This window comes from Nonomuraea sp. NPDC026600 (genome assembly GCF_040638335.1).
Lineage (GTDB): Bacteria > Actinomycetota > Actinomycetes > Streptosporangiales > Streptosporangiaceae > Nonomuraea.
In genome coordinates this window covers 174607-200715 of the sequence record NZ_JBEZYD010000015.1, presented here as the reverse complement: position 1 = coordinate 200715, position 26109 = coordinate 174607, and the positions used below count along the sequence as shown (strand labels likewise).

Annotated in this window: 18 protein-coding genes; 10 read left to right on the top strand and 8 right to left on the bottom strand. The window is 70.8% G+C overall.

What is annotated here, in order from left to right; translation table 11 throughout:
* The first annotated feature begins 19 nt into the window (after positions 1 to 19).
* Positions 20 to 1414, top strand: coding sequence for an NAD(P)H-quinone dehydrogenase (locus AB0F17_RS31575; RefSeq protein ID WP_358030288.1), 1395 nt, complete (start codon positions 20 to 22; stop codon positions 1412 to 1414).
* Positions 1415 to 1496: 82 nt separating this feature from the next.
* Here the strand turns inward: AB0F17_RS31575 and AB0F17_RS31570 are convergent, their stop codons facing one another.
* The 3 genes from AB0F17_RS31570 to AB0F17_RS31560 form a co-directional block, all read right to left on the bottom strand.
* The gene (locus AB0F17_RS31570) at positions 1497 to 2876 is read right to left on the bottom strand and encodes a hypothetical protein (protein WP_358030285.1); all 1380 of its coding nucleotides are present in this window, start codon (positions 2874 to 2876) and stop codon (positions 1497 to 1499) included.
* Positions 2877 to 3005: 129 nt separating this feature from the next.
* Positions 3006 to 4757: a biotin carboxylase N-terminal domain-containing protein gene (locus AB0F17_RS31565; protein ID WP_358030282.1), complete on the bottom strand. Its 1752-nt coding sequence runs from the start codon at positions 4755 to 4757 to the stop codon at positions 3006 to 3008.
* Between the two features lie 91 nt (positions 4758 to 4848).
* Positions 4849 to 5568, bottom strand: a complete 720-nt coding sequence (locus tag AB0F17_RS31560) for an SDR family oxidoreductase (RefSeq protein WP_358030279.1) — start codon at positions 5566 to 5568, stop codon at positions 4849 to 4851.
* A 122-nt stretch (positions 5569 to 5690) separates the two neighbouring features.
* Between AB0F17_RS31560 and AB0F17_RS31555 the strand changes: the two genes are divergently transcribed.
* The 3 genes from AB0F17_RS31555 (at position 5691) to AB0F17_RS31545 (ending at position 9453) form a co-directional block, all read left to right on the top strand.
* The gene (locus AB0F17_RS31555) at positions 5691 to 5963 is read left to right on the top strand and encodes a WXG100 family type VII secretion target (protein ID WP_214633406.1); all 273 of its coding nucleotides are present in this window, start codon (positions 5691 to 5693) and stop codon (positions 5961 to 5963) included.
* A 73-nt stretch (positions 5964 to 6036) separates the two neighbouring features.
* The gene (locus tag AB0F17_RS31550; protein ID WP_358030276.1) at positions 6037 to 7224 is read left to right on the top strand and encodes a S8 family serine peptidase; all 1188 of its coding nucleotides are present in this window, start codon (positions 6037 to 6039) and stop codon (positions 7222 to 7224) included.
* Positions 7225 to 7329: 105 nt separating this feature from the next.
* Positions 7330 to 9453 carry a serine/threonine protein kinase gene (locus AB0F17_RS31545; protein ID WP_358030274.1) on the top strand — a complete coding sequence of 708 codons (2124 nt, stop codon included), beginning with the start codon at positions 7330 to 7332 and terminating at the stop codon, positions 9451 to 9453.
* 67 nt (positions 9454 to 9520) lie between these two features.
* Here the strand turns inward: AB0F17_RS31545 and AB0F17_RS31540 are convergent, their stop codons facing one another.
* A complete protein-coding gene (locus tag AB0F17_RS31540; RefSeq protein ID WP_358030271.1) occupies positions 9521 to 9943 on the bottom strand; it encodes a YbaB/EbfC family nucleoid-associated protein in 423 nt (140 codons plus the stop codon).
* A gap of 125 nt (positions 9944 to 10068) precedes the next feature.
* Between AB0F17_RS31540 and AB0F17_RS31535 the strand changes: the two genes are divergently transcribed.
* Together AB0F17_RS31535 and AB0F17_RS31530 are read left to right on the top strand one after the other, a co-directional pair.
* Entirely contained in the window at positions 10069 to 10395 is a 327-nt protein-coding gene (locus AB0F17_RS31535) for a hypothetical protein (protein WP_358030268.1), read from the top strand.
* Positions 10392 to 11288 (top strand): hypothetical protein, encoded by an 897-nt coding sequence (locus tag AB0F17_RS31530; RefSeq protein ID WP_358030266.1) that lies wholly within the window; start codon positions 10392 to 10394, stop codon positions 11286 to 11288. The genes AB0F17_RS31535 and AB0F17_RS31530 overlap by 4 nt, the downstream gene beginning before the upstream one ends.
* Here the strand turns inward: AB0F17_RS31530 and AB0F17_RS31525 are convergent.
* Positions 11285 to 12448, bottom strand: coding sequence for a WXG100 family type VII secretion target (locus tag AB0F17_RS31525; protein WP_358030263.1), 1164 nt, complete (start codon positions 12446 to 12448; stop codon positions 11285 to 11287). The two genes, AB0F17_RS31530 and AB0F17_RS31525, sit on opposite strands and share 4 nt — an antisense overlap.
* Entirely contained in the window at positions 12445 to 12756 is a 312-nt protein-coding gene (locus AB0F17_RS31520) for a hypothetical protein (RefSeq protein ID WP_358030260.1), read from the bottom strand. Before AB0F17_RS31520 ends, AB0F17_RS31525 begins: the two co-directional genes overlap by 4 nt.
* Before the next feature lie 168 nt (positions 12757 to 12924).
* Between AB0F17_RS31520 and AB0F17_RS31515 the strand changes: the two genes are divergently transcribed.
* Both AB0F17_RS31515 and AB0F17_RS31510 read left to right on the top strand, forming a co-directional pair.
* Positions 12925 to 13146 (top strand): hypothetical protein, encoded by a 222-nt coding sequence (locus AB0F17_RS31515; RefSeq protein ID WP_358030258.1) that lies wholly within the window; start codon positions 12925 to 12927, stop codon positions 13144 to 13146.
* A gap of 59 nt (positions 13147 to 13205) precedes the next feature.
* The gene (locus tag AB0F17_RS31510) at positions 13206 to 17714 is read left to right on the top strand and encodes a hypothetical protein (protein WP_358030255.1); all 4509 of its coding nucleotides are present in this window, start codon (positions 13206 to 13208) and stop codon (positions 17712 to 17714) included.
* A gap of 85 nt (positions 17715 to 17799) precedes the next feature.
* On the opposite strand, the gene AB0F17_RS31505 is transcribed toward AB0F17_RS31510, so the two are convergent.
* Entirely contained in the window at positions 17800 to 20019 is a 2220-nt protein-coding gene (locus AB0F17_RS31505) for a WD40 repeat domain-containing protein (protein WP_358030252.1), read from the bottom strand.
* Between the two features lie 10 nt (positions 20020 to 20029).
* On the bottom strand, positions 20030 to 24007 hold the full coding sequence (gene eccCa / locus AB0F17_RS31500; protein ID WP_358030249.1) for a type VII secretion protein EccCa: 3978 nt from the start codon (positions 24005 to 24007) through the stop codon (positions 20030 to 20032).
* A gap of 205 nt (positions 24008 to 24212) precedes the next feature.
* Between eccCa and eccD the strand changes: the two genes are divergently transcribed.
* Both eccD and AB0F17_RS31490 read left to right on the top strand, forming a co-directional pair.
* Entirely contained in the window at positions 24213 to 25619 is a 1407-nt protein-coding gene (gene eccD, locus AB0F17_RS31495; RefSeq protein WP_358030246.1) for a type VII secretion integral membrane protein EccD, read from the top strand.
* Positions 25620 to 25663: 44 nt separating this feature from the next.
* Complete coding sequence (locus AB0F17_RS31490) at positions 25664 to 26107, top strand: YbaB/EbfC family nucleoid-associated protein (protein WP_358030243.1); 444 nt, start codon at positions 25664 to 25666, stop codon at positions 26105 to 26107.
* Positions 26108 to 26109 lie beyond the last annotated feature (2 nt).

The window sequence follows — 26109 nt, the reverse complement described above, 5'->3', positions numbered from 1 at the left end:
CATGCGGGACAATAGCCACGTGACGAGGATCGTGATCATCGGTGGCGGACCAGGCGGCTACGAGGCGGCCCTGGTGGCGGCGCAGCTAGGCGCGCAGGTCACCATGGTCGAACAGGACGGACCGGGCGGCGCGTGCGTGCTGACCGACTGCGTGCCGTCCAAGACCCTCATCGCCACCTCCGTACGTAAACAGGCCCTGCTCGACGCGCCCTCGCTGGGCGTCGGTTTCACCGGCGGGCTCGACGGCGACGTCGGCGTGGCGAGCGTCGACCTGCCGCTGGTCAACAAGCGGGTCAAGGAGCTGGCACAGGCCCAGTCGGCCGACATCGAGACCCGGGTGGCCGCCGAGGGCGTCGAGATCATCAAGGCCCGCGGGCGGCTGGTCGACCCGCAGCTCGTCAAGGCGGGCGACCGCGCGATCAAGGCCGACGTGGTCATCGTGGCGACCGGCGCGACGCCGCGCATCCTGCCGGGGGCCGAGCCCGACGGCGAGCGGGTGCTCACCTGGCGCCAGCTCTACGATCTCGACGCGCTGCCCGAGCATCTGATCGTGGTCGGCTCCGGGGTGACGGGCGCCGAGTTCGCGGGCGCCTACCGCTCGCTGGGCGCCGAGGTCACGCTGGTCTCCAGCCGTGACCGGATGATGCCCAACGAGGACGCCGACGGTGCCGAGGTGCTCGAAGAGGTCTACCGGCGCCGCGGCATGAACGTCATGGGCCGCTCGCGCGCCGCCTCCGTCAAGCGGACCGCCGACGGAGTCGTGGTCACGCTCGAAGACGGCCGGACGGCCGAGGGCTCCCACGCGCTGATGACGGTCGGCATGGTGCCCAACACGGGCGGCATCGGCCTGGAGGAGGCCGGGGTCCAGCTCGACAGGAACGGTTTCGTCAAGGTCGACAAGGTCTCACGCACCTCCGCGCCGGGCGTCTACGCGGCGGGCGACTGCACCGGCGTGCTCATGCTCGCCTCGGTCGCCGCCATGCAGGGCCGCATCGGGGTCTGGCACGCGCTGGGTGAGGCCGTTCAGCCGTTGCGCCTGGCCACGGTGGCCTCCAACATCTTCACCGACCCGGAGATCGCCGCGGTCGGCGTCGCGCAGCGCTCGATCGAGGCCGGCGAGATCGAGGCCAACGTCGTCAAGCTGCCGCTGGCCACCAATGCCCGCGCCAAGATGTCGGGGTTCAACGACGGCTTCGTCAAGCTGTTCTGCCGCCCGCACACCGGGATCGTGCTGGGCGGCGTGGTGGTGGCGCCCAGGGCATCCGAGCTGATTCTGGCGCTGTCCGTGGCGGTGCAGCAGCGGCTCACGGTGGACCAACTGGCCCACACTTTCGCGGTTTATCCGTCTTTGTCGGGATCCATCACCGAGGCGGCCCGCCGCTTGATGCAGCCCGAGGCGCAGATCGGCATATGACCCGGCGGTAACGGAAACAGGCTCTAACGGAAAACGGGCGCGTCCCCCAGAGGGGAACGCGCCCGATCATCCGCTGGACGGGTTACCAGTCGCCGCCGCCGAAGTCGCCACCACCGAAATCGCCGCCGCCGCCGAAGTCACCCCAGCCGCCGCCTCCGCCGCCGTCTCCGCCGCCGAAGTCACCGCCGCCACCGAAGTCGCCGCTGCCGCCGGCGTCACCGTAACCGCCGCCGTAGCCGAAGCCGCCGCTGAGCATGCTGCCCATCAGGGTGCCGACGAACATGCCGGTCATGATGTCGCCGAAGCCGCCGTAGTAGCCGTAGGCGTAAGGCTGGTAGGCCGGTCCCGCGTCGTAGTAGGGACGCCGCTGGCCGTCGACCATGACCTCCCGCATCTGCGGGTCGAAGCCGCGCTCCACGGCCTCCGCGTCGGCCGCGCAGGCGGGCACGTCGCGCACCGCGCCGGCGGGCGGCGCCCAGCGGACGTCACGCACCGACGGGCCGTGCTGCGGGTTGAAGAAGCAGGGCGCCCGCCGCTCGGGGGCCGGCTGGTTGTTGACCTTGGCCTTCACCACGGCCAGCCAGTAGCGGCCGTCCTCCAGCGTCTGGGTCACCTCGCGGACCTGTTCGGCCCGCTGGATGGCCGCTAGCTGCGTCTTGGCCTTCTCGTAGGAGTCGAGTGCCTGCTGCCACTCGGTGATGTGCTGGCCACTCTGACCGGAGAGCGCGACGTCGGCGTCGAGCGTGGTGATCTCCTCGCCGAGCTTCGTGACGTCCTCCTCCACGGTCTGCTTGACCGCGGCCAGGTCCTTGGCGTCCTGGATGGCCTGCTTCTTCTTCTTGTTCTTCGAGTAGACGAAGTAGCCGCCGCCGCCGACCACGACGAGCGCGCCCAGGGCGATCAGCGCGCCGCTGCCGCCGCCGCTGCCGCCGACCGGGCCCGAATCGAGCGCGGACCGCTTGCCCGCGGAGGCGAGGTTGACCCGCTCCACGAAGTCGTTCATGCCGGACACGACGTTGTCGTTGTTGCTCACCGCGAGCTGGGCCAGCCGGTTGGTGAGCCCGGGACTGCCGAAATTGGACTCCGCGAACAGGGAGGGGCCGTCGAGGACAGCCACGGTGACCCGGCCTCCGCCCTTGGCGGCCGCGGTGGCCGTGCCGAGGGAGTCGAGGTAGGCCTTCGCGTTCGACGACGTCAACGTGCCGTCGGGCAGTGCCGCGACGTAGACCTTGCTCTTGGAATCCTTCAATGTGTTGCGGATCTCGGACTGCTGGTCCGAGGTCAGCGACGAGCCCGACTGCACGAAGAGCGGATCCTTCTTGTCCTTCCAATAGGACACAACGCTCGATGCATCAGGGGGTGCGGCCGCCGCGTTGGCGGCAGGGGACAGCGCAAGGACGACGAAAAGACCGGCGATCAGAGCCGCGATCGCGGCCCCTGCTCGGCGCAGCGAATGGGTCATTGGCAGCAAGCCTCCTTCGCTCAGGATGACGAACGGGCGCTCAACAAAGTTCCTTTGCATATGCACGTTACCCGTATGGAGCCGTCCGAGCGCGGGGCGTGGTCAAGGTTCCTGGAGCCGCCGGCTCGATCAAGCGTCCTTGATCTCACAGATCGTGGCCCCTGACGTGACGGTCTGCCCGACCGCGGCGCTCAGGCCGGTGACGGTGCCCGCCTTGTGCGCGGTCAGCGGCTGCTCCATCTTCATGGCCTCGAGCACCACGATCGCGTCGCCCTCGGCCACCGTGTCGCCGTCGGCCACGACGACCTTGACGATCGTGCCCTGCATCGGGCTGACCAGCGTGTCGCCGCCCGCCGCGGGCTGCTTCGCGCCGCCGCGCTTGGGCTTCCTGGCCGCGGGCTGCGGGCCGCCCCGGGAGGCGCCGGTCGTACCGAGTCCGGAGGGCAGGACCACTTCGAGGCGCTTGCCGCCGACCTCGACCGTCACCGACTCGCGCGCGGCGGGCTCGTCGGCGGAGCCGGCTCCCGCGTAGGGCGGGATCGTGTTGTCGAACTCGGTCTCGATCCACCGGGTGTGGATGGCGAACGGCTCGGCGGTGAAGGCCGGGTCCGACACGACCGCGCGGTGGAAGGGCAGCACGGTCGGCATGCCGTCGATCTCGAACTCGGCCAGCGCCCGGCGTGAGCGCTCCAGCACCTCCGTACGCGTGCGGCCGGTCACGATCAGCTTGGCCACCAGCGAGTCGAACGTCTGAGGCACGGTCATCCCGGCCTCGAACCCCGAGTCGAGCCGCACGCCGGGACCCGACGGCGGGCGCATGACGGTGAGCGTGCCCGGCGCGGGCAGGAAGTTGCGGCCGGCGTCCTCGGCGTTGATCCGGAACTCGATCGAGTGGCCGCGCGGCGCCGGGTCGTCGTAGTCGAGCGACCCGCCGTCGGCGATGCGGAACATCTCACGGACCAGGTCGAGGCCCGCCACCTCCTCGGTGACGGGGTGCTCGACCTGCAGGCGGGTGTTGACCTCCAGGAAGGAGATCGTGCCGTCCTGGCCGACGAGGAACTCGCAGGTGCCCGCGCCGACGTAGCCGGCCTCGCGGAGTATCGCCTTGGAGCTGGTGTAGAGGGTCTCGACCTGCGATGCGGACAGGAACGGCGCGGGCGCCTCCTCCACCAGTTTCTGGTGGCGGCGCTGGAGCGAGCAGTCGCGGGTGCCGACCACGACCACGTTGCCGTCGCGGTCGGCCAGGCACTGGGTCTCGACGTGCCGCGGGCGGTCGAGGTAGCGCTCCACGAAGCACTCGCCGCGGCCGAACGAGGCGATCGCCTCGCGCACGGCCGACTCGTAGAGCTCGGCGACCTCGTCCAGCCGCCGGGCGACCTTGATGCCCCGGCCGCCGCCGCCGTACGCGGCCTTGATCGCGATGGGCAGCCCGTGCTCCTCGGCGAACGCGACCACCTCATCGGCCCCCGAGACCGGGTCCTTGGTGCCCGCGACCAGCGGCGCGCCGACCTTCTGCGCGATGTGCCTGGCCTGGACCTTGTCGCCGAGCGCGGCGATGGCGGCGGGCGGCGGGCCGATCCAGATCAGGCCCGCGTCGATGACGGCCTGGGCGAAGCCGGCGTTCTCGGCCAGGAAGCCGTAACCGGGATGCACCGCGTCGGCGCCCGAGCGCCGGGCGATCTCCAGCAGTTTGCCGATGTCGAGGTAGGTCTCCGCGGGGGACTGGCCGCGCAGCGCGTACGCCTCGTCGGCGATCCTGGCGTGCAGGGAGTCGAGGTCTTGGTCGGCGTAAACGGCAACACTGCCGATCCCGGCGTCCTTGCACGCCCGTGCGACCCGGACGGCGATCTCGCCCCGGTTGGCGATCAGAACCTTCTGCACCGACCTACGTCCTTTCCTTGACAGCCTTTTCTTAACGTCCTTCCGCGCCGGGCACTGAGACGGAGTGTAAGTGCTCGCTGTCGGCCGCCGATCAGCGACCCAGATATGCGCCGCCGTTCACGTGGACCACCTGCCCCGTCAGATGCCGCGCGCCGGGAGAAGCGAGGAAGAGAACGCTGTCCGCGACGTCGGCCGGAGTGCCCGGGCGGCCGTTTCGGGTGTTCTCGACCCGGGCCCTGATGCCCTCCTCGGTCAGGCGCCCGCGGAAGAACTCGGTGTCGAGCACCAGACCGGGGGAGACGACGTTGGCGGTGATGCCCTGCGGGCCGAGCTGGGCGGCCAGGTCGGCGGTCCACGCCTCGACGGCCGCCTTGGCCGCGCCGTACGAGCCGGAGCCCGTGCCCCGGGCGGCGATCGAGCCGATCGTGATGATCCGCCCGCCCTTGGCGAACCGCGGCAGCAGCGCGGTCGTGACGAGCACGGCGGACAGCAGGTTGGCGTTGAGGTTGGCCAGCCAGCCCTCGGCCACGTCCAGCAGGTCGTCGGACCGCCGCCGGTCCAGGTTGGTGTTGCCGCCCGCGTTGTTGACCAGGACGTCGACCCGCTCGGGCAGGCGGCCCGCGGCGTCCTTCACGGCGGCGGGGTTGCCGGCGTCGAACGGCAGGTAGACGGCGCCGAGCCGGGCCGCGGCCTCCTTCAGCACCTGCTCGCGCCGGCCGGTGATCGTGACCCGGTCGCCCGCGGAGGCGAACGCCGCGGCGATCGCGTAGCCGATCCCGGTGCCACCGCCGGTGACCACAACCTCGCGCATGGCCGGAATCTCCTTAGATCCGAATATTCCTCTGGAAGACCATAGCCGCTCGGCATAACAGGAGCGAGGCGTGAGTGACGCGTCTATGTTGAGGGCGCTTTCAGTCGATCCAGGAGGTATGCATGAGCCAGAGCCTGCTCGGTGGCGACCCCGCGGAAATGCAGCAGATGGCCACCCAATTCACCCAGCAGTCCGAGGCGGTGCGCACCACGATGACCGCGCTGGACCGCGAGGCGGCCAAGGTCGGCACCGCTTGGACGGGCCCGGGAGCCGAGCGCTTCCAAGGGGCCTGGCAGAACTACCGGACGGCCTTCCAGCGCATGACGGAAGAGCTCCAGGAAGCCTCCCGGGTGATCAACACCTACCGGGGCAACATCGAGTCCGCGACCCGCTGAGTCTCGCGGAGAGGCCCCGGTCTGACAGCCGGGGCTTCTTTTCGTTCAGGTGGGCAGGCTACGCTCTCCCGCCATGATCGGACGGACTCTCGCGGCGGGCATGCTCGCCCTGCAGCTCACCTCGGCGCCCGCGTTCGCCGCAGTGCCGGTGGCGGAGCACGTGCAGGCCGAGAGGCGCGCGCCCGTGGAGTGCAAGCCGCGCAAGGGGACGACGCAACTGCCCGGCACCGAGCCATGGGCGCAGCGAAGGCTCGACATCAAGAACGTGTGGCGCATCACCCGGGGCGCGGGCGTGAAGGTCGCCGTGGTCGACAGCGGCGTCGACTACCAGCACCCGCAGATCCAGATCTCCAAGTTCATCGACGTCACCCACACCGGCTACCGCGACTGCGTGGGGCACGGCACCGCCGTCGCGGGCATCATCGCCGGCCGCTACCTCGCCGGGGTCCCCTTCCACGGCGTCGCCCCCGAGGTCCAGCTCATCTCGGTGAAGCAGAGCAACAGCGAGGAGGGCGAGGTCGCCGACCTGGTCAAGGGGATCAAGGAGGCCGTGGACCGCAAGGCGGACGTGATCAACGTCTCGGTGCGGGCCGCCGACCATCCCGACCTGAAGGCGGTCATCCAGTACGCGCTGTCCAGGGACATCGTGGTCGTGGCCGCCGCCGGCAACATCACCAAGGAGGACGGGCCGCCCGAGCCCGCCTACCCCGCCGCCTACGACGGCGTGCTCGCCGTGGGCTCCGCCAACAGCGACGGCCGCCGCGCCGACTCCTCCAACACGGCCACGCCGGTCGGCGTGCTCGGGCCGGGCGTGGACATCACCGCCCCGTGGACGGGCAAGAGCTACATGCGCGGCCTGGAGGGCACCAGCTTCGCCGCGCCGTACGTGGCGGGGGTCGCCGCGCTCGTGCGCGCCCGCTTCCCCAAGCTCGACCAGCAGCAGGTACGGCAGCGCATCACCGCCACGGCCGACGGCTCGGTGGGCACCGGCACCGGAGCCGGGATGGTCAACCCGCTGCTGGCCGTCACCGCGTCGCTGTCCTTCGACCCGGCGGGCGCCCCCGTGGTCGCCCCGCCGCCGCCCTCGCCGCTGCCCGCCGACGCGGTGGCCAAGGCGCCGCGGCCAGACGAGCACGCGACGAACGTCGCCCTCCTGGTGACGGTCGGCGCGCTGGGGGTCGCCGCCGTGGCGGCGGCCGCGGCGTCGCTCATCCCGCTGGGCCGCCGTCGCGGATGGCGTCCCGGTCGTCCGGCCGCTTGATGTCTTTACGGTTAAATGTCAGGCCGCGTCCGAAACTGCTGATACAGATGTGACAGATTTGGTTGAATGTACGGTAGAAACGAGTTTTGACTTGAAGGGAAAGAGATGCACCCTCTGCGGCCGGGTGATCCTGAGCGTTTAGGAGCTCACACCCTTTTCGGACGGCTGGACGAGGGGCCGCGAGGAGTCGCGTACCTCGGCAAGGAGTCCGAGGACGGACCCACCCGCGTGGTCAAGCTGCTGCCGGCCGTTCCCGGCGCGGGGCCGCAGGACGCTGAGCAGTTCAAGGGCGTCCAGCGTATTTCGAGCGTGTACGTCGCCAGGACGCTGGACGCCGGAATGCACGACGAGCAGCCGTATATCGTGCGCGAGCACATCGAGGGCCGCAGCCTGGCAGAGACGGTGACGGCCGACGGGCCGCTCGACGGCGACACCCTGGAGCGGGTGGCCGTCGGCGTGCTGACCGCACTGACCGCCGTGCACCTCGCCGGCGTCACGCACCGTGGACTCACCCCGCACAACGTGCTCCTCGCCGCGGACGGCCCCCGCGTGACCGACATCGACCTCGGCGAGGCCGCCGGCGAGCTCGGCTACCGCTCGCCCGAGCAGCTCAGCGGGCTGGGGTACGGCCCTTACGCCGACGTGTTCGCCTGGGCCGCCACGATCGTCTTCGCCGCTACCGGGCAGCCCCCCTTCGGGCACGACGCCCAGGCGGTGCTCAACGGGGAGCCCGAGATCGGCGCGCTGGCCGAGCCGCTGCGCCGGGTGGTGCTCTCCGCGCTGTCCAAGGACGTCACGCAGCGGCCGACCACCTACACGGCGCTGCTGCAACTGCTCGGCGACAAGAGTGGCGCCGCGGCGCCGCGGGTGGGCGTCGTGGCCACGGTGCCGCCGCCCCCGCAGGCGCCGGAGGGAGAGCTCTTCCCGCCGCAGACCATCCAGCTCCCTCCGTTGGAGGCGCCGGCCGACCACCAGTTGCCGGCCGAGCACCAGGCGCCGCTCGAAGGGGTGCCGGTCCCGCAGCAGACGTGGGGCCCGCCGCCCGTGCCGCACCAGGGACCCTGGGAAGGGGCGCCCGGCGGGCAGCCGCCGTCCCAGGTGTGGCAGGCGCCGACGCAGCACGGCGGCGCCGCTCCCCGGCGCAAGTCGTTCCCCATCGGGCTCGCCGCGGCCGTCACGGCGGTCGCGCTGCTGTCCGGCGTGGGGCTGTGGGGCGCCGGCCACTACGCCAAGCTGGAGACGGTGTCCAACTCCTCGGCCGAGGCCAAGAAGGGCGGCCCGCTCGCGATCGGCGGGGGCGGCGGCAGTGACTCGTCCACGCAGCAAACGCAGCAGCTGCCCGGCCAGCCCAATCCTCAGCAGTCGCAGCCCGACGTGACGGTGCCCTGGGCCTCCTCCAGTCCCGACCCGACCGACGTGGTCCCGCTGGTGCTGCCGACCGACTATCCCTCGTCGGCGCCCACCGCTCCGGAGTTCAGCACGGTCCCGACGCCGCAGCCGATCCTCTCGCAGCCGGTGACCCAGCCCACGACGCAGCCCACCGTCCAGCCGACGGCGACGCAGCCCACCGCCACGGCGGCCGAGCGCAAGGCCAAGAAGCGCCAGCCGAGCCATACTCCGACTCCCACCGAGTCGAAGGAGCCGACGCCGACGCAGGAGCCGACGAAGTCGAAGGACCCGGACCCCACTCCGACGCAGGAGCCGTCGAAGACCAGGGAGCCGGAGCCCACGCCGACGAAGAGCACCGAGGACCCCAAGCCGACGCCGACCAAGACCACCGCCAAGCCCAAGCCGACGCCGACGAAGACCACGGCCAAGCCGACGCCCACGCCGACGAAGACCACGGCCAAGCCGACGCCCACGCCGACGAAGACCACCCCCAAGCCGACGCCGACGCCGCCCAAGACGAACCCCTACACGCCGGCGCAGGTCTGCGGATCCGGGTTCAGCCAGCAGCGCAGCGGCGCGTTCTCGGGCGGGGTGACGTACCAGCTCTACAACAGCGGTACCGGCGAGAACTGCGTGGTCACCATGAAGACCGCGAACGTGGGTCAGAAGACCCCGGTCAGCGCGACGCTCGACGTGCAGGGCGGGGGGAGCAGGACCGACTCCGGCAGCTACGAGTACTACGCCGGCCCGGTCAAGCTGCCCGCCAAGGGCAAGTGTGTGAAGTTCGCGGGCAGCGCCGGTTCCGGCGGCACCAGCTCCCCGTATGGGAACTGCGGCTGAGACGGCCGACACGCGAGCGGCGGGGCCGGTGAGGAGCGATCCTCACCGGCCCCGCCGTCGTTGTAGCTCAGTCCTCCCAGGCGCGCTGCGTGCGGCGCATCCCTTCGAGCCGTTCGCCGGTCTCCCTGGCGTAGGCGTCCTGTAGCTCGTCCAGGTCGCGCTTGAACGTGCCCAGCGGGTCCTCGTCGCCGAGCGGCAGCCCGAGCAGTTCGCGGGCCTGCCGCTCGTGGTCCTCCTGGGCGGCGCGTACGGCCTCGACCACGTCGCGGCCCAGCTCTTCCGGTTCCAGCCGCATGGCCCTGTGGGTGATCCGCACCTCGACGAGTTTGCTGTCGGCGTCCACCCGCGCGGACACCGTTCCGTCGCGGCTCTCGCCCGATCCGGTCACCTGACGTAGCTCCCGCGTGGCCTCTTCGAGCTCGCGCATCGTCCGTTCGCTGGCCTGTACGAGCCGGTCGAGCTCGTCGAGGCGGGGGTCACTGGAATCCATGCGTTCCACGGCATCGGCAGCAGGTTAACGAACAGCCATCGGCAGCCGTCCAATCGTCTAACTGATCATTAAGAGTGCCGCGCAAACGGGGAGGTACAGGACGACATCGGGAAGAATTCGTACATATGACGACGAAAGCGGTTGCGCCGGGGCAGGAGATCTACGTCACCTCCACGGCCATCGGTCATACACGCGATCGGGTCGACGACGAGCTGAAGGCGGCGATCTCCTTCGTCAGGAGCCTCGTCGGCACGGTCGGGGTCGAGGCACCAGGCTTCGGCGTACTCGGGGAAATGGTGCTGGGCGGCACCTACGACGGCATGTGCCGCTGGGCGGACAGCACGCTGGGCCAGGCGGAGAAGACGGTGGACAGCTGGGTGGGGGCGCTCAGCATCGGGGAGCGCAACTGGCGCGCCGCCGAGAAGCAGAGCGCCGTGAGGTATCGCAAATGAGCGACTACGGGAACCTGCGCAACTACTCGCACCCCGCCTACAACACACCCCCGACCACGAACACCGGCTACTCGCCCTACAGGTACCCGGGCTACAACTCGCCCACCTCATACGGCGCCTACAACCCCTACAAGCCGGCCACCTTCGGGCCGCCTCCGACGATGCCGGAGCCGATCGGGCCCAAGGTGCTGGAGTCGCTGAAGAGGCTGGGCCGGATCTCGGCCTGGCTCGTCCCCGCGGTGATCGTCGCGGGCACGGCCATCGCCAACGAGCCGGGCATGGCGCAGGCGGCCACGAACTGGAAGAACGGCATCGCCGGCCGGCTCGACGACGGGGTCAAGCAACTGCTGCCCCAGCTCGTCGCCACGTCGCGGACCGGCTGGATCGCCCTGGACCAGCAGGAGTTCGAGCGGGTCGTGTGGATCTTCCACCGGGAGATCGGCGCGCTGCGCGGCGTGCTCGGCGACGTCGGCGGCATGGTCGACGAGGTGGCCGCGGGGTACCGGAGCTACTGGGTCAAGCTGGCCACGCTGGGCGTGACCACGCTCACCTTGCTGCTGTTCGCCAAGCGACTGCAAGCGTTCCCGCACACCAGGCTGTACGGCGGGTTGCTGGAGAAGTTCGTCGCCTCCGGCACCAACGGGGCGGTGGCCGTAATGACCTTGACGCTGGTGTCGGGCCTGCGCGGAGCGGGAGACATCATGTCCTCCGTGATCAAGAAGGAGCACCAGTTCGGCTACATCAAGCCGAGCGGCGCCGCCGAGGTGAACTTCGAGCAGGCGACCATCAACGCCAAGGGGTTCCCGTCGTTCCAGGCGCCGGACAAGCCCGGTGACCTGCCCAAGGGCTATGAGAAGTTCGACTGGGTGGAGCCCGACCAGGAGTCCACTTAGTAGGGGCGGTACCCGCCGCCCCGCTCCATCGACTCGATGCCCGGGTGCTCGGCGAGCGATCCGTACCGCTTGTACGTGTACAGAACCCCGGCGATGATGTTGTCCACCGGCTCCAGAATCTGCTTGTGTCCTGGCAGGCTGTTGGCGTTGAACGTGGGCGGGATGGTCTGCATCAGGCCCTGTGACGGCACGCCGTTCTTGGCGTTGATGTCCCAGTTGTTGATGGCGCTCGGGTTGCCCCCGGACTCGTTGTAGATGATGGTCCAGATCCGCTGGATGTCTTTGGGGTCGTTCGGGTCGAGATCCTGGATCTTGTCCAGCAGCCCTCTGGCCCGCATCGTGTCGGCCATCTCCGGTGACTTGATGATCCGGAGCGCCTCCTTGATCCACTCCACGACCTCGGCCTTGGGCGCGGGGGCGTTGCCGGCCGAGGAGACACCGCCGCTGTAGCCGTAGCCGGCACCGCCGCTCGCGCCGCCGCCGTCGCTGCCGCCGGCGGCGGCGGCCGACTCCAGCGAGGTGCGCTTGTCGTCGAACGGTGTCCTGACCCACTCGACCTTGTTGTCGCCCGCCTCGAAGTCGGCCCCGTCCGGCAGGGGGATCTTGGTGAAGAAACCGAACCCGGCATCCGCGCCGAGCTGCTTGGCCAGCGCCTTCTTGGCGTCCTCGACGTCGCCTTCGGCCTTCGTGACCAAGCTCTCGGCCTGCGTGACGTTGCCGCTGACGATCGTCGTACGCGCGAGCGCGGCTTCGGCGTCCTGCGACGTGGCCTTGGGGTTCAGCTTCGTGTACTGGCTCTTGTACGTCGCCGCGCGCTCGACCGCGTCCTGGCAGAGCGTGCTGACCTTGCCGTGGGCGTCCTCCAGCGAGGTGGCCGCCTTGTCGAGAGCGTCGGCGCAGGCCGTCAGGGCCTCGTTGAGATCGGTGCTCGCCCGCGGATAGGCGCTCATGTGCTTGGTGAAGGCATCGGCCGAGCCGCCCTGCCACGCCTTGTCCACCTCGCCGACCGCCTTGGTCAGGGAGTTGGTCGACCTGGTGACATGACCGGCCGCCGCCCGCCAGGCACCGGCGGTGTTCCTGATCGCCTGTGGATTTCCGGTCACTTTCGCGAGGAGCGCGGCGAGCCGGTCACCACCGGGCAGGTCGCTGACCCCGCTCATCCGCCGGAAGCCTTCGAAGCCTTGCGCAGGTTGGTCTCCACCTGGTCGATGGCCTTCTCGACGCTGTTCAGCCGGCTCTTGCCCGCCTGCAGCTCTTCCTCGAGCGCCCGCCACACCTTGTCGACGTCCGTGGCCAGGTCGCCGGAGTCCTTGAGAGTGCCGAACGTCTTCGACGAGGTCTGCCCGGCCGGTGCCGAGGACTTGGTGCCCTCGAACGCGTCGTCCAGGTCGAGCATGTTCGCCACCTTGCGGGCCCGTTTTCCGCATTCTTCGAGCGCCTGGTAGTGCACGTCGACCCAGCCGCTCATCGGACCCCCAGACGTCTTGCCGTGAAGTGCACGAAACATGAGCATAGTGGACAGTTATCTGAGATGTCCTTGAGGAAGGAGAAACGATTGGGGCAGCAAGAGGGCTACGCTGCGCAATGGTCAAAAATCCGGCGTGGGGCCGAAACCGCGAAGGAGGAGGCCGAGCACGTGCGCAAGGTCCGTGACGAACTGCGTGACGTGTTCGTCGCCGAGGGGCGGCCCATGGGGGACGACCAGTACGGCGCGGAGTTCGAGAAGAGCTTCCCGCTCCGGACGAAGGCCATCTTCAAGGGCTTCGAGGACTACATCGACGAGTTGGAAGGTGTCGGCGACGGGATGCGTGTCAACGCCAACACGTACGAGGCCGCCGAGATCGACGCTCAGGGCTGACTCGCGTGCTGCTTGATGGGATACCCATACCCACTTGGGCCCGTCCGTGGGCGGGCTGGGTGCTGGGAACGGACTGGCCCAAGGGGAAGGAAGGCGGTCTGTTCCGGCTCGCCGACGGGCTGGTGAAGGCGGCTCGGGACGTGGCCGCCGGAGCCGACGGCGACGGCATACGGCTGGGCTGCGATGGGTGGGACGGAGCGGCGCTGCGGGCTTTCAGCGAGCGGGTGTCCCAGAACGTGGGCGGTCGCCGGGCGGCCCTGGTGCGGTCACTGGTGGACCTGGCGTTCGCGTGCAACGAGCTGGGGGTGCAGCTCGAGTTCACCAAGCGGATGATGCGGCTGGCCGTACTGCTGCTGGTGGTGCAGCTGGCGTGGCTGATGTGGGCGCTGGCGTCGCCGGCGGGCGGGCTGGCGTTGCGGCTGATGGGGGTACGTGCCCAGGCTGCGCGGTGGACGGTACGCCAGTTCGCCCGCCGGTTGCTGATCAACATCGCGCTGTTCGGCGGGCTGCTCGGCGGGATGGATCTCCTGGTCCAGCTGACGCAGTCGCGCCGGGACGAGATCGACTGGCGGCAGGTGGGGTCGTCGGCGGCCACCGGAGCGTTGACCGGGGGGTTGCTGACCGGGCTGGCGTGGGCGTTCCCGACGCGCTCGCTGTGGATGCTGATGGGCCAGTCGGGGGTGGCGAACGCCGGTGCCGTACTGGGCTCGGAGCTGTGGGGCGGTGACGGGTCGGTCGACTGGCTGCTGGTGCTGAAAGGCATGTCGTCGGGCGTGGTGGGCGGCGCCGACGCGCATTGGGCGAGCTGGAGCCCGGACGGCGGCCACGCGGGTCCCAGACCGCCGGACGGGCAGACGCGCGTCGACGACCCGGGCCCTCGGGACGGCACTGGGCTCGATGACCTGGACGGGAACGGCCGCACAAGACTCGCCGACGCCGGCGAGCCTCGTGTGCCGGCCGATGGTGAGCACGTGCGGCCGCACCCGTACGAGGGGTCGCCCACCACTCAGCGCAGTGTCGACGAGCTGATCAACTGGTCGCGCCCGGGCGAGCCCGGATCCACCCCGCTCAGGAACCACGCGGCGTTCGGCGAGAGCGCGTCCCGCGGCGTGGTGGCGCGCGAGCCGTTGCCCGGCGCCGGCGGCGAGACCGTGAAGCTGGAGAAGGCCAGGCTGGCCGACGGCACCCACGCCGTCGAGAAGGAGTTCTCCGGGACGGACCGGCGGGACCGCGAGCATCTCAACTCGCGGCTCGGCCGCACGGTCGGCGCCGAGGTCGCCGCGACCCACATCGCCGGCGAACGCCACCTGCTCATCGACTGGGTCAACGGCGAGCACGTGCCGGCCGAGCGCGGGCCGGACGGCAAGTGGCACCTGTCGCGGCTGCACAACACCCGTGAGGGGATCCTGCTCGGCCTGCTCGACGCGCTGACCGGCAACCACGACCGCTTCTCCCCGGGCCGCGCCGCCCACGACTTCCTCGCCGGCCGCGACGGCATCGTCAGGGGCTACGACGGCGACAAGACCTTCACCGGGCGGCTGCCCGACACGAACAGCCCCTTCGTCCGCCACTTCTTCCGCGACAAGGGCGAGTTGCCCGACTGGGGGCCCAACCCGCTCAGCAAGAGCGACGTCGAGACGCTGCGGACCCGCATCGAGGCGCTGCGGGAGGAGTTCCGCGGCCACGCGGACTGGTACGCCGACGTCGAATACGCCTTCGAGAAGATCGCGGAGAACGCCGGCGGCACGGTATCGGTGCTGGACGCGCCCCACGGGTCCATGATCGTGGAGCCGCGGGCGGTGGGCCCGGTGTTCGGGGAGCGGTCCCACACGTTCGAGGGGCCCACCCCGCCGCGTGCCTCGGACTCTTCCGCACAGAGTTCCGACACCCGCCCCCAGCGGACGGCACACCCGGCACGCAGCCTGGAGTTCGACCCCGATCACCGCACCCCACTGCTGCCCGTCCACGACGAGAGCGTCACGAACGCGCTCCGCGGTTCGATGTGCAATGTCATCGACCCTAGGCAGGCGCTCCGGGCGAGCGAGTGGGCAGAGCTCAGGGACAGCGCCACTCCCTACGTGGTCGAGAACCGTACAGGGCACAAAGTGTGGGACTCCAGCGCCCAAGTGGAGGCACGCTACTTCTCGATCCGCGACGCCGGTGGCGAGACCCGGGGGGTGACCGAGCTCACGGTCAAGATCCGGTACGTCGTCACGGAGCACATCACGGCCGAGCAGGTCGCACAGATCAAGTCCAACGCGTTCGACGGCGTCGACCTGTACTACAACCACCAGCACCGGCTTCCCAGCGGGGACCAGCTACATGTCCGGCTGGACTTCGAGGAGGTCCGCGGCGTCAAGGCCGGCGACCGGAGCGTGGTGACCTTTCACGCCGGAGGCGGGCGCGCCAACATACTGACCTGGTACGCCGACACCGACGCGAACATCCACGCCCACGAGATCGGGCACCACCTCGGGCTGCCCGACGAGTACCGCGAGGCCCAGAGCCCCCGCCGCAGAACGCTCACCGACATAGGCGTGGTGCCAGGCCACAACCTGATGGGCGACGCGCTCCGCGTGTTCATGGCGGATGACCACGTGCTGACAGACCACGCGGGCCACGAGGTCCCGCCGCGGGCCGCGCTACGCGATCATCACCTGGAGCGCATCGACAACCTGCTACCCCGCTCCCACGACTTCGAGGAGGGTCATGCGGGATACCGCCGGCCAGTTGAGGAGTGGCGTCGGCTCGTCCCCCAGCCCGAGACGCTGTATCTCTCCGACCCTGTGCGCGAGCTGCTCGCCCGCTTCCCCCACCGGAGCGGCGACCCGCTCGACCACCTGCATGTGGTGGATGGCACCCATGCCCTGTTCGGTGACCGGGTCACCCAGGGCCGTCTCGACTACACCCGCGCGCTCCACGGCACGGCCCGCTCGCTCTATGGCCTCGGTCCTGAGGCCCTTTCCGCCAGGGACCTGCGCCGCCTGCATGGCCTGGTCGAATTACTCGGCAGGGGACCTGACAAGGGGTTGCCCGACGCGGTGTGGCTCAAGGCGGAGGCCGAGGCGGCCCTGGGCGGCCGCGCCGGCCCGACGACCATCGAGGGTTTGTCGAGACTCGGGGAGTGGTTCGCCGCCACCGGCGGACGGCGGTATCCCGGCGAGACCGGCGCCCAGGTCATGCGCAGGGCGGCCGGAGAGTTCCTTGAGGAGCACCCGAGCAAGGCCGCCGTCCGGCAAGCCGCGTACGTGTTCAGCGACGCGGCGGAGCTCTCGCCCGCCCTGGCCAAGGGATCAGTGAACTTCAACCTCATCACCGCCGAGCTGAGGGCCTCGCGGGTGTGGGCGTGGCCGGTCCGGGCGTTGACCGGCGAGGAGTTCGCCCGGCTCGTGGAGGGGATATACGACGACCCGGGCGGCGGGCTGCCCGCTGAGCCGCCGAAGGCTCCTGGGGAGCACCCGCACCGCGAGTGGCCGGCATGGGACGCGCGAAGGGTCAGCGAGGCGGTCACCGACTGGGGGGCCACGCCGCACGGGGGGAAGCCGCACACCTTCGGCCCGGCCGAGCTGGTGGCCGCGCGCAAGCGGGCCCAGCCGGTGAACATGGGAGCACGTGCCCCGGGGGTCGCGGCCATCGAGCGTCGCGACCTGACCGTCAAGGCCCGCGACGGAGCGGTACGGCCCGTCACGGAGTACACCGTCAGGTTCGCCTACCGTTCCGACATGTCGCCGCTGGGTCACCTTGGCACGCGCGTGCGGGCAGGTCTCGACCAGTTAGTCAACGGCAGGTACGTGCTGCCGGACGGCTCGACGCTGCTCGTCCGGGCGGAGTTCGAGCCGGCGGAACGCCGCGGTGTCACGATCGGACACCGCGACGAGGCACCTGGCAGCAGGCCGTTCGACTTCCCCCACGAGGCGTCACACGTCGATCTGGCGCTCAAGGTTCTCGATCAGCTGGGCATGGACGACGTGCTCGGCCCGCCGCGGACGGCCGAGGCCGCCTCGACCGAACCGGTTCCCAAGCCGGATCCCGGAGCCGCGCGCAAGCGGGCGGCATGGGACGCGCGAAGGGTGAGCGAGGCGGTCACCGACTGGGGGGCCACGCCGCACGGGGGGAAGCCGCACACCTTCGGCCCGGCCGAGCTGGTGGCCGCGCGCAAGCAGGTCCAGCCGGTGAACATGGGGGCACGTGACCCGGGGGTCGCGGCCATCGAGCGTCGCGACCTGACCTTCAAACCAAAAGACGGAGTGATACGCCGCGTTACCGAGTACACCGTCACGTTCGCCTACCGTTCCGACATGTCGCGGGCGGACCTGGGCTACTTCGGCAGGCGCGTGCGGGCAGGTCTCAGCCGGTTCGTCGACGGCAGGTACGTGCTGCCGGACGGCTCGGCGCTGCTCGTCCGGGTGGAGTTCGTGCCGGCGGAACGCCGCGGTGTCACGATCGGACACCTCGACGAGGCAGCTGGCAGTAGGTCGTTCGACTTCCTCTACGAGGCGTCACACGTCGATCTGGCGCTCAAGGTCCTCGATCAACTGGGTATGGACGACGTGCTCGGCCCACAGTAGACGGCCGCCTCGTCCGAACCGGTTCCCGAGCTGCACGCCCAGCGAGGCGCACAAGCGGGCGTGGGGCGGTTCGGCCCGTTCTGGGTCACTGCGGTGCTGGGGGCGTCAGGCGGCTCAGCCCGTTCTGGGTCACCGCGTACAGATCGCCGGACAGGGCGAGCGGGACGTCACCCAGGCGGGTCTCGCCGACCTGCTCGCCGTCCGGCAGACGCCACAGCCGTACGGTGCCGTCGTCGCTGCCCACGGCCAGCACATCGCCGTCGAGGAAGCGCAGGCACCGGACCGTGCCCGGGTTGCCGCCGAGCACCACGACGTCCTCGCCCGTCTCGGTGTCCCGCACGGGCACCAGCCCGTCATAGCTGCCGGCGGCGAGCACCGCCCGGCCGCCGACCGTGCCGAACACCAGCGCGTACACCGGCAGCGAGTGCCCGTATACGGCCGACAGCGGCCGGCCCGTCGCCGCGTCCCAGGTCCTGACCACCCGGTCGTACCCGCTCGACGCGATCACGACCCGGTCACCGGACCGGCTGGTTGCCACGCACGTGACACCCGCCGTGTGTGCGGCCAGGCGGCGCAGTGGGCGGCCCGAGATCGCGTCCCAGGTCCTGACCGTGCCGTCCATGCCGCCGGAGACCAGCAGGTCGCCGTCGAGGGCGAGCGCGAGCACCTGGCCGGTGTGCGGGGTCGGCACCGCGACCACACCGCCCACGGGATCGTGTACGCGGACGGTGCCGCTGTCGGTGCCGCAGACCAGGCTGCCATCGTCGAAGTCCAGGCTCGTGATGCCGCCGTCTGTGAAGGGGGCGGTGAGGCCGTCTGCGGGGGCGGCCGGGATGCTGTCGCTGGGTGCGGTGGTGCCGTCGTCCGCGGATGCCACGGGCCGGAAGTCGCCGTCGGCCGGCCGCCAGAACCGCAACGCGCCGTCGGGGGAGCCGGCGGTCAGGAGCGTCCCATCGGTGGCGACCGCGTCCGCGACGGCGTCGGTGAGCTCCCGCAGCAGCGTGCCGTCGACCGCCCAGACCCGGACCCCGTCACCTGCGGTGACCAGCCATTCCGGCGCTGCGCCGGCCCCGGTGGTCGCAAGCCCGGTGGTCGTCGGTGGCTTCGACGTGGTGATGATGTCGGCGGCCCAGTCGCCTGATCGCCATTCAGCCAGGAGTGTGCCGGTGCGCGGGTCGTGGATGGTCACCCGGCCGTCGAGTGCGCAGGACGCCAGGGCCGGCCGCCCCGACAGAGTGAGAAAGGCCAGGCCGGTCACGCTCGCCTCGTGACCCTCCAGCGCGCGTAGCTCCTGCCCGGTGCCGGCGTCCCAGATCCGGATGAGCTGATCAGCACCCGCCGACGCGACGAGCCCGGCATCAGCGGCGACCGCGTTCACCCAGCCCGCGTGGCCGGGCAGCGAGTGCAGGGTGCGGCCGTTCGACAGGTCGGTGAGCCGTACCATCCCGTCGTCGGAGCCGGTGACCAGGAGCGAGTCGTGGGCGCACACCGCGTTGATCGCGCCTTCGTGCCGGTCCGCCAGCGAGCCCAGCGATCCCGCGGCGTCCCAGACGCGCAGCACGCCGTCGGCGCCGCCGGTGTAGATCAGCCCGCCGGCCGCGGCCACCGCTAGGACCGGGCCGTCGTGGCTCGCCGCGGCGTGGAGCTGCTGCCCGGTGCCGGTGTCCCAGACCCTGATGACCAGGTCGTCGCCGCCGGTGGCGACGATCTCCCGGCCACCGGCCGTGCCGAGCGCGATCGCCCGGGTGGGCGCGTCGGTGACGGTGGCGGCGCCCAGTTCCTCCTCGTACGGCAGGCCGTAGAGGGCGAAGGTACGACCGGGACGGGACAGCGCGTAGGAGGGCCGCCCGCCCACGGTGCCGAAGGCGGCGGCCGGCGAGCCGGGATCGGGCGGTGGCAGCGTGGGGTCCGGCGCGGAGCGGTGGGCCAGCCTCGGCAGCTCGTTCGCCGTTTCCCTGACGGCACCGTCGCTGACCTGGTGCACCAGCGCGTCGAGTATCCGCAGCGCCGGCTCCAGTCCCAGCTCGCCGCCATCGTGCCAGCCGAAAAGGACCGACCCATCGATCATGCTCAGTTCGCGCAGCGTGGAGCCCGGCACCGACGCGGGCGCCGCCACATCGGGGAAGCCCGAAGCGCGCAGCGCGTCCAGCAGCCACGGCCACACGGCCGGGTCCAGCTCGGCGGTCCAGGCCCGGACGCCGCTCGCCCGCGCGTGCTCCAGCCGGGCCCGCCCGTCGGCCGAGACCGTCAGGTCGACGGTGCCGGGGAAGGACGTGCCGGTCAGCCGGTAGCGCACATGTGACACGGCTGACAACCTACGGCGTGTCCAGGAACGCCGTCTGGATCAGGCGCGCGCCCGACCTCCTGTCCACGTAGAAGCCGCGGCCCGGCGGGAGCTGCTGCGGACGTACGTTGCCGAACAGCGCGCCCTCGTCCTTGTTGCCCGACATGATCAGAGCCGGGCTCGCCATCTCCTTCAACCGCTGGACGGCCGGGTCGAACATGGACCGGCTCGCACCGCCCATCTGGCGGGAAATGATCAGGTGCAGACCGATGTCCCGGGCCTGCGGCAGCAGCTCGGCCAGGGGCGCCAGCGGGTTGTTCGAGGTGGCGACCAGGTCGTAGTCGTCCACGATGATGTACAGGTCGGAGCCCTGCCACCAGCTACGCTCCCTGAGCTGATCCGGCGCGATGTCCGCCGGGGGCAGCCGCTTGAGCAGCGCGGTGCGGGCGTCCTGGATCAGCTCGGCCGCCGCGGTGCTGGAGGCCGCGTACCCGATGCGGTGGTCGGTGACCGCGGTGTCGAGCAGGGCGCGCCGGTAGTCCAGCACGATCATCATGCATTCCTTGGGCGTCTTCCTGACGACCAGGCCTTCCATGATGAGCTTGAGCACGTTCGACTTGCCGCACTCGGTGTCGCCGAACACGATGAAGTGCGGGTCGACGTCGAAGTCGAGCGCGACCGGCGCCAGGGCGGCCTCGTCGATGCCGATGGCGATCCGGTTCGGGCCGGTGAGGGCGGCCTCCGGCAGAGACGCGACGGGCAGCAGCGCCGGCAGCAGCCGCACGGGGCGGGCGGCAGGACCCTGCCAGGAGGCCCGTACGACCTCCACCAGCGAGCGCACCCCGGCGGAGAGGTCGTCGGCGCCACGCACCCCGTCGATGCGCGGCAGCGCGGACAGGAAGTGCATGCCCTCCTTGGTCAGCCCACGCCCCGGCACGCCTTCCGGTACGGCCAGCGCCGCCTTGCGGCTGACCTCCGACTCGTAGGCGTCACCGAGCTTGAACTCGAGCCGGGTGCCGAACAGGTCCCTGATCCCCGCCCGGAACTCCGACCACTTGTTGGTGGAGGCGATGATGTGGATGCCGTACCCGAGCCCTCTGGCGGCCATGTCGGTGATGACCCCCTCCAGCGCCTCGAACTCCTGGCGGATGGTCAGCCAGCCGTCGATCAGCAGGAAGATGTCGCCCCAGCCGTCGCCCTCGTACTCTCCCGAGGCCACGAGACGGCGGTAGGTGCTGATCGAGTCGATGCCGCGCGCGGCGAAGTCGCGCTCGCGCTGCTGGAGGATCGTGGCGATCTCCGCGATGGTCCGGCGTACCCGGTCGGCGTCCATGCGGGTGGCCACGCCGCCGACGTGCGGCAGGCCGTCCAGCGCGGCCAGCGCGCCACCGCCGAAGTCCAGGCAGTAGAACTGCACCTCGCGCGGCGTGTGCGTGAGCGCCATGCTGGTCACGAGTGTGCGCAGCACGTTGCTCTTGCCGCTCTGCGTGCCGCCCGCGACGCCGACGTGGCCGGCCGCTCCCGACAGGTCCAGCCAGTACGGGTCGCGACGCTGCTCGAACGGCTTGTCGATGATGCCCACGACCCCGGCGAGGCGGCCCCGGCCGTCCCAGCCGGGCGTGGACAGGCCGAGCTCGGGGGTGACGGTCAGCGGAGGCAGCAGGTGCGCGAGGGTCGGCGGCTCGCCGAGCGGCGGCAGCCAGATCCGGTGCGCGGCGGGGCCGTGCCCGGACAGCCGCTCCACGACGATGTCGAGCAGGCTGGTTCGCGGCCCTCTCTCCTCGTCCGTCCTGGCGACCTCCTTCGACGGCTCCTCCACGACCGGGAGCGGCGCGTAGGCCGGGCCGTACTCGACGACCTGGCGGATCGTCGTGTCGCCGCCCTCGGGGGCCGCCAGGCGGGGGTCGGCCTGGTGGGGGCCGGACACGTACGCGGCCTTGAACCGGGTCATGCCGGTGGTGTCGAACTTGAGGAAGCCGTTGCCCGGTGCGGACGGCAGCTCGTAGGCGTCGGCCACGCCGAGCACGACCCGGCTCTCCATGGCCGAGAACGTCCGCAGGCCGATCCGGTACGACAGGTGCGTGTCCAGGCCGCGCAGCCGGCCCTCCTCCAGCCGCTGGGAGGCCAGCAGCAGGTGCACGCCGAGCGAGCGGCCGAGCCGCCCGATCATCACGAACAGCTCGATGAACTCCGGCTTGGCCGACAGCAGTTCGCTGAACTCGTCCAGCACCACGAAGAGCGTCGGCATCGGCGCCAGTTGGGCGCCCTGCTCGCGGGCCCGCTCGTAGTCGCGCAGCGAGGCGTAGTTGCCGGCCGAGCGCAGCAGCTCCTGGCGGCGCACCATCTCGCCGTGCAGCGCGTCGTACATGCGGTCGACCAGCGGGAGCTCGTCCTCCAGGTTGGTGATGACCGCGGAGACGTGGGTGAGCGTGTCGAGCCCGAGGAAGGTGGCGCCGCCCTTGAAGTCGACCAGGACGAAGTTCAGGATCTCCGACGAATGGGTGACGGCCAGACCGAGCACCAGCGTGCGCAGCAGCTCGCTCTTGCCGGAGCCGGTGGCGCCGATGACCAGGCCGTGCGGGCCCATGCCGCCCTGCGCCGACTCCTTGATGTCCAGCTCGACCATCCGGCCGTCGGCGCCGAGGCCGATCGGCACCCGCAGCCGGTTGCGGCCCGCCCGCGGCCGCCAGGTCAGGGTCGGGTCCAGCCGCAGGGGGTCGCCGATGCCGAGCAGGTCGGTCAGCGTGGTGTTGGCCGCCAGCACGTCCTCGACCTCGCCGCCGCTGGTGGCGGAGGCGCGCAGCGGCGCGAGCTGCCTGGCCAGCCCCTCCACCCGCAGGTAGTCGAGCTTGTCGGGGTTGCCGAGCCGGGTCTTGTTCTCCTTGCCGGCGTGGTCCAGCTTGATCATGTGGAAGCCGTCGGGCTGGATCTCCAGCCGGAGCATGGCCTTCTCCTCCACCGGCCCGGTGGTCCCGGACAGGTCGATCACCGTGACGCCCTGGATGGCGTCGGTGCCGAGCTGCGAGTCGTGCGGCACGTGCCCGCCGTCGACGATGAGCACGTGGTACGGCAGGGCGTCCGCGGGCGAGCCGGGCCGGAACCTGGCCCGCTCCTTGAGCTCGCCGCCCACCAGGCGGTCCAGCTCGCTCATGTTCTCGGCCATCAGGCGCACGGGCCCGGCGGCGTCGACCTCGTCGGGGTGCAGCGCGTGGGGCAGCCACTTGACCCAGTCCCAGTGGCCCATCCACTCCTGGCCGGCGCACACCATGATCCGCAGGTCGTCCGGCGAGTGGAACACCGCCATCTGGCCGATCATGGCCCGCACCAGCTCGCGCATGGCCATCGGGTCGCCGCTGAGCTTGATGCGCGCGAACGAGCCCAGCGCCACGGCCACCGGCAGCTCCGACACCGTCGCGTGCGCCCTGACGAACCTGCGCAGCGCGCCGGCCGACAGCGCGTCGAGGTCCTCCACCGGCTTGGAGTCCGGCGGGATGAGCTGGATGGCCAGCTTCTGCACGCCGGTGCCGAGCCGTACCGTGCTGAAGTCGTCGTCACGCGGCCGGCGCTCCCACAGACGGGGGCCCATCGCGATCCACCAGAGCGCGTCGGGCTCGGGGCCGCTCCACTCCAGTGCCTCGCGCTGCTGCTTGGCCGCCCGCCTGACCTTCTTGCGCACCTGCGACAGGTAGCGGAAGTAGTCGCGGCGGGCCCCGTTGAGCTTGTGCTTGCGCTCGCCCGACTGGCGGCCCATCTGCCCCAGGCTCATGCCGACCATGGAGACCGCGAACATGCCGCTGGCCACGTACATGATCGGATTGGAGTTGCCGCCCGCGGTGAACATCAGGGCCATCGCGGCGGCGCCCGCCACCATGGGCAGGTACGTGAGCACCATCATGATGCCCTGGCCCTGGACCTCGGGGATCTCAGGCGGCGATTCGAGCAGGATCTCCCCGCGCGGAGGCTTGGGGCTGGGACGACGTTCGGGTCGCCGGACAACGACGATGCTCACCGTGGAATGGTCCTCCGTATCGGTTGCTGACCTTCTTACCAGAAGCGACCCGATATGTTCTCTCTTGTCCATGATGCTCGTGGGACGGAGTCCAGCGATGGGATCGATGGTCCACGGACCGGCCGTTCAGGGACCGTTTCCGCAGGGTCCACCGCGCCTGCCAGGTCCGCCGCAGCTGCAGGGCCCCCCGCATCCGCCGGGACCCATGCAGGTCAGCTCGCTCGCCCAGGTGCACGTGCCGCTGCCCCCGCTGTGCCACGTGACGATCGTGGGACCGCGGCGCAAGGCCGACCTGGCCCTGCCCGCCGACATCCCGCTGCCGCACGTCCTGCCCGGCCTGCTGCGCGCCCTGGACGAGCTGGGCGGCGACTCCGCGGCCGCGCCCGGATGGACGCTGCAGCGGCTCGGCGGCTCCCCGCTCGACCTGGGCCAGAGCCTCGGGGCGCTGGGCATACTCGACGGCGAGGTGCTCTACCTCAGGCCGCGCGAGGCGATCCTGCCGCCCGCCCTGTACGACGACGTGGCCGACGTGGTCGCGACCGGAGTGAAGAACTCCTCGGGCATCTGGGAGGCCAGGAACACCCGGCTGATGGGCGCGAGCGGCGCGCTCGGGCTGCTGGTCGTCGGCGCGCTCGCCCTGGCGCTCTCCGGAGCGCCCCCGCTGGTCGTCACGGTGGTGGCGGGCCTGATGGCGCTCGTGGTCGTGGCCACGGGCGCGGCCCTGTCGAGGGCGGTGGGCGACTCCCTGGCGGGCGCCCTGATCGGGCACGCGGCGCTGCCGTACGGCTTCATGGCGGGCCTGTTCGCACCGGCCAGCGGCGGCGTCCTGAACGTCGGCGCTCCCCACCTGCTGGCCGCGCTCGCCTGCACCGCGCTGGTGGCGACCATCGCGGGCGCGCTGATCTCCGACGGCGTACCGGGATTCCTCGGTACGGCCATCGCCGCGACCTGCGGGGCGATAGGCGCGGCCGTGGTCATGGTGTGGGGATCGACGCCCGCGGGAGTGGCCGCGGTGACGGTGTCGATCCTGCTGGGGTTGAGCCCGCTGGTGCCCACGCTGTCGTTCCGCCTGGCCAAGGTGCCGCTCCCGGCCATGCCCACCACCGCGGAGGAGCTGCGGGCCGACAACCAGCGCCTGGACAGCGTGGCCATCCAGGAGCGGACCATCATCGCCCAGCGCTACGCCACCGGCATGATCATCGCGATCGGGCTGGTGGCAGTGGTCTCCGAGGCGCTGCTGGCGACGTACGGCGGCTGGGTCGCCTCCCTCATGACCGGAACGCTCGGACTGACGCTGATGATGCGGGCCCGGGTCTTCCGCGGTGTCCGTCAGCGGCTGTGGCTGATCACCGTCGGTCTCGCCGCGTTCGGCATGCTGGCGCTGACCCTCGGCCCGAAGTCCGGCGTCATCGGGGCCGTGGCCGTGGCGATCATCATGCTGTGGCTGGCGCTGACCGCCGTCGGCATCGGCCTCTGGCTGCCTACGGGCCGGCCGTCGCCGTTCTGGGGCCGTGCGGCGGACATCGTGGACGTCATCCTGATCGTCGAGCTCTTCCCGCTCGCGCTGGGCGTTCTGGAGGTCTATTCCTGGGTGCGCGGTTTGTCGGGCTGATAGGTTGCTGCGCGATTTAACAATGTTGTGAGAGTGGAGTGAAGATGCAGGAGTTTGGGGACTTCGCGAACATCGACATCGAGAAGCTTCTCAAGGGCGCGGACGAACAGTTCGCCCGCATCGAAGAGCTCCAGAAGAACATGACCGACATCGTCGGGCGGGCCCAGGACGACGACGGCCTGGTCACGATCGCCTACGGCAGCGAGGGGCTGCGCGACCTCCTGCTGCATCCCAAGGCGATGCGGCTGAGCTCGGGCGAGCTCTCCGAGCTCATCAAGCAGCAGCTCCAGGCCGCGACCGCGGACCTGCAGAGGCAGGTCACCGAGGCGATGGGCGAGGCGTTCGGCGACGAGGACAACCCGATGAAGTACGTCGATGACCCCGAGGCCGCCCTGCACAAGATCAAGGAGGCCGAGTCCGCCTACAACCGGACGTTCGAGGACGTCATGGGCGAACTCGACCGCATCCGCCGCCGCCTGGACCTCTGACC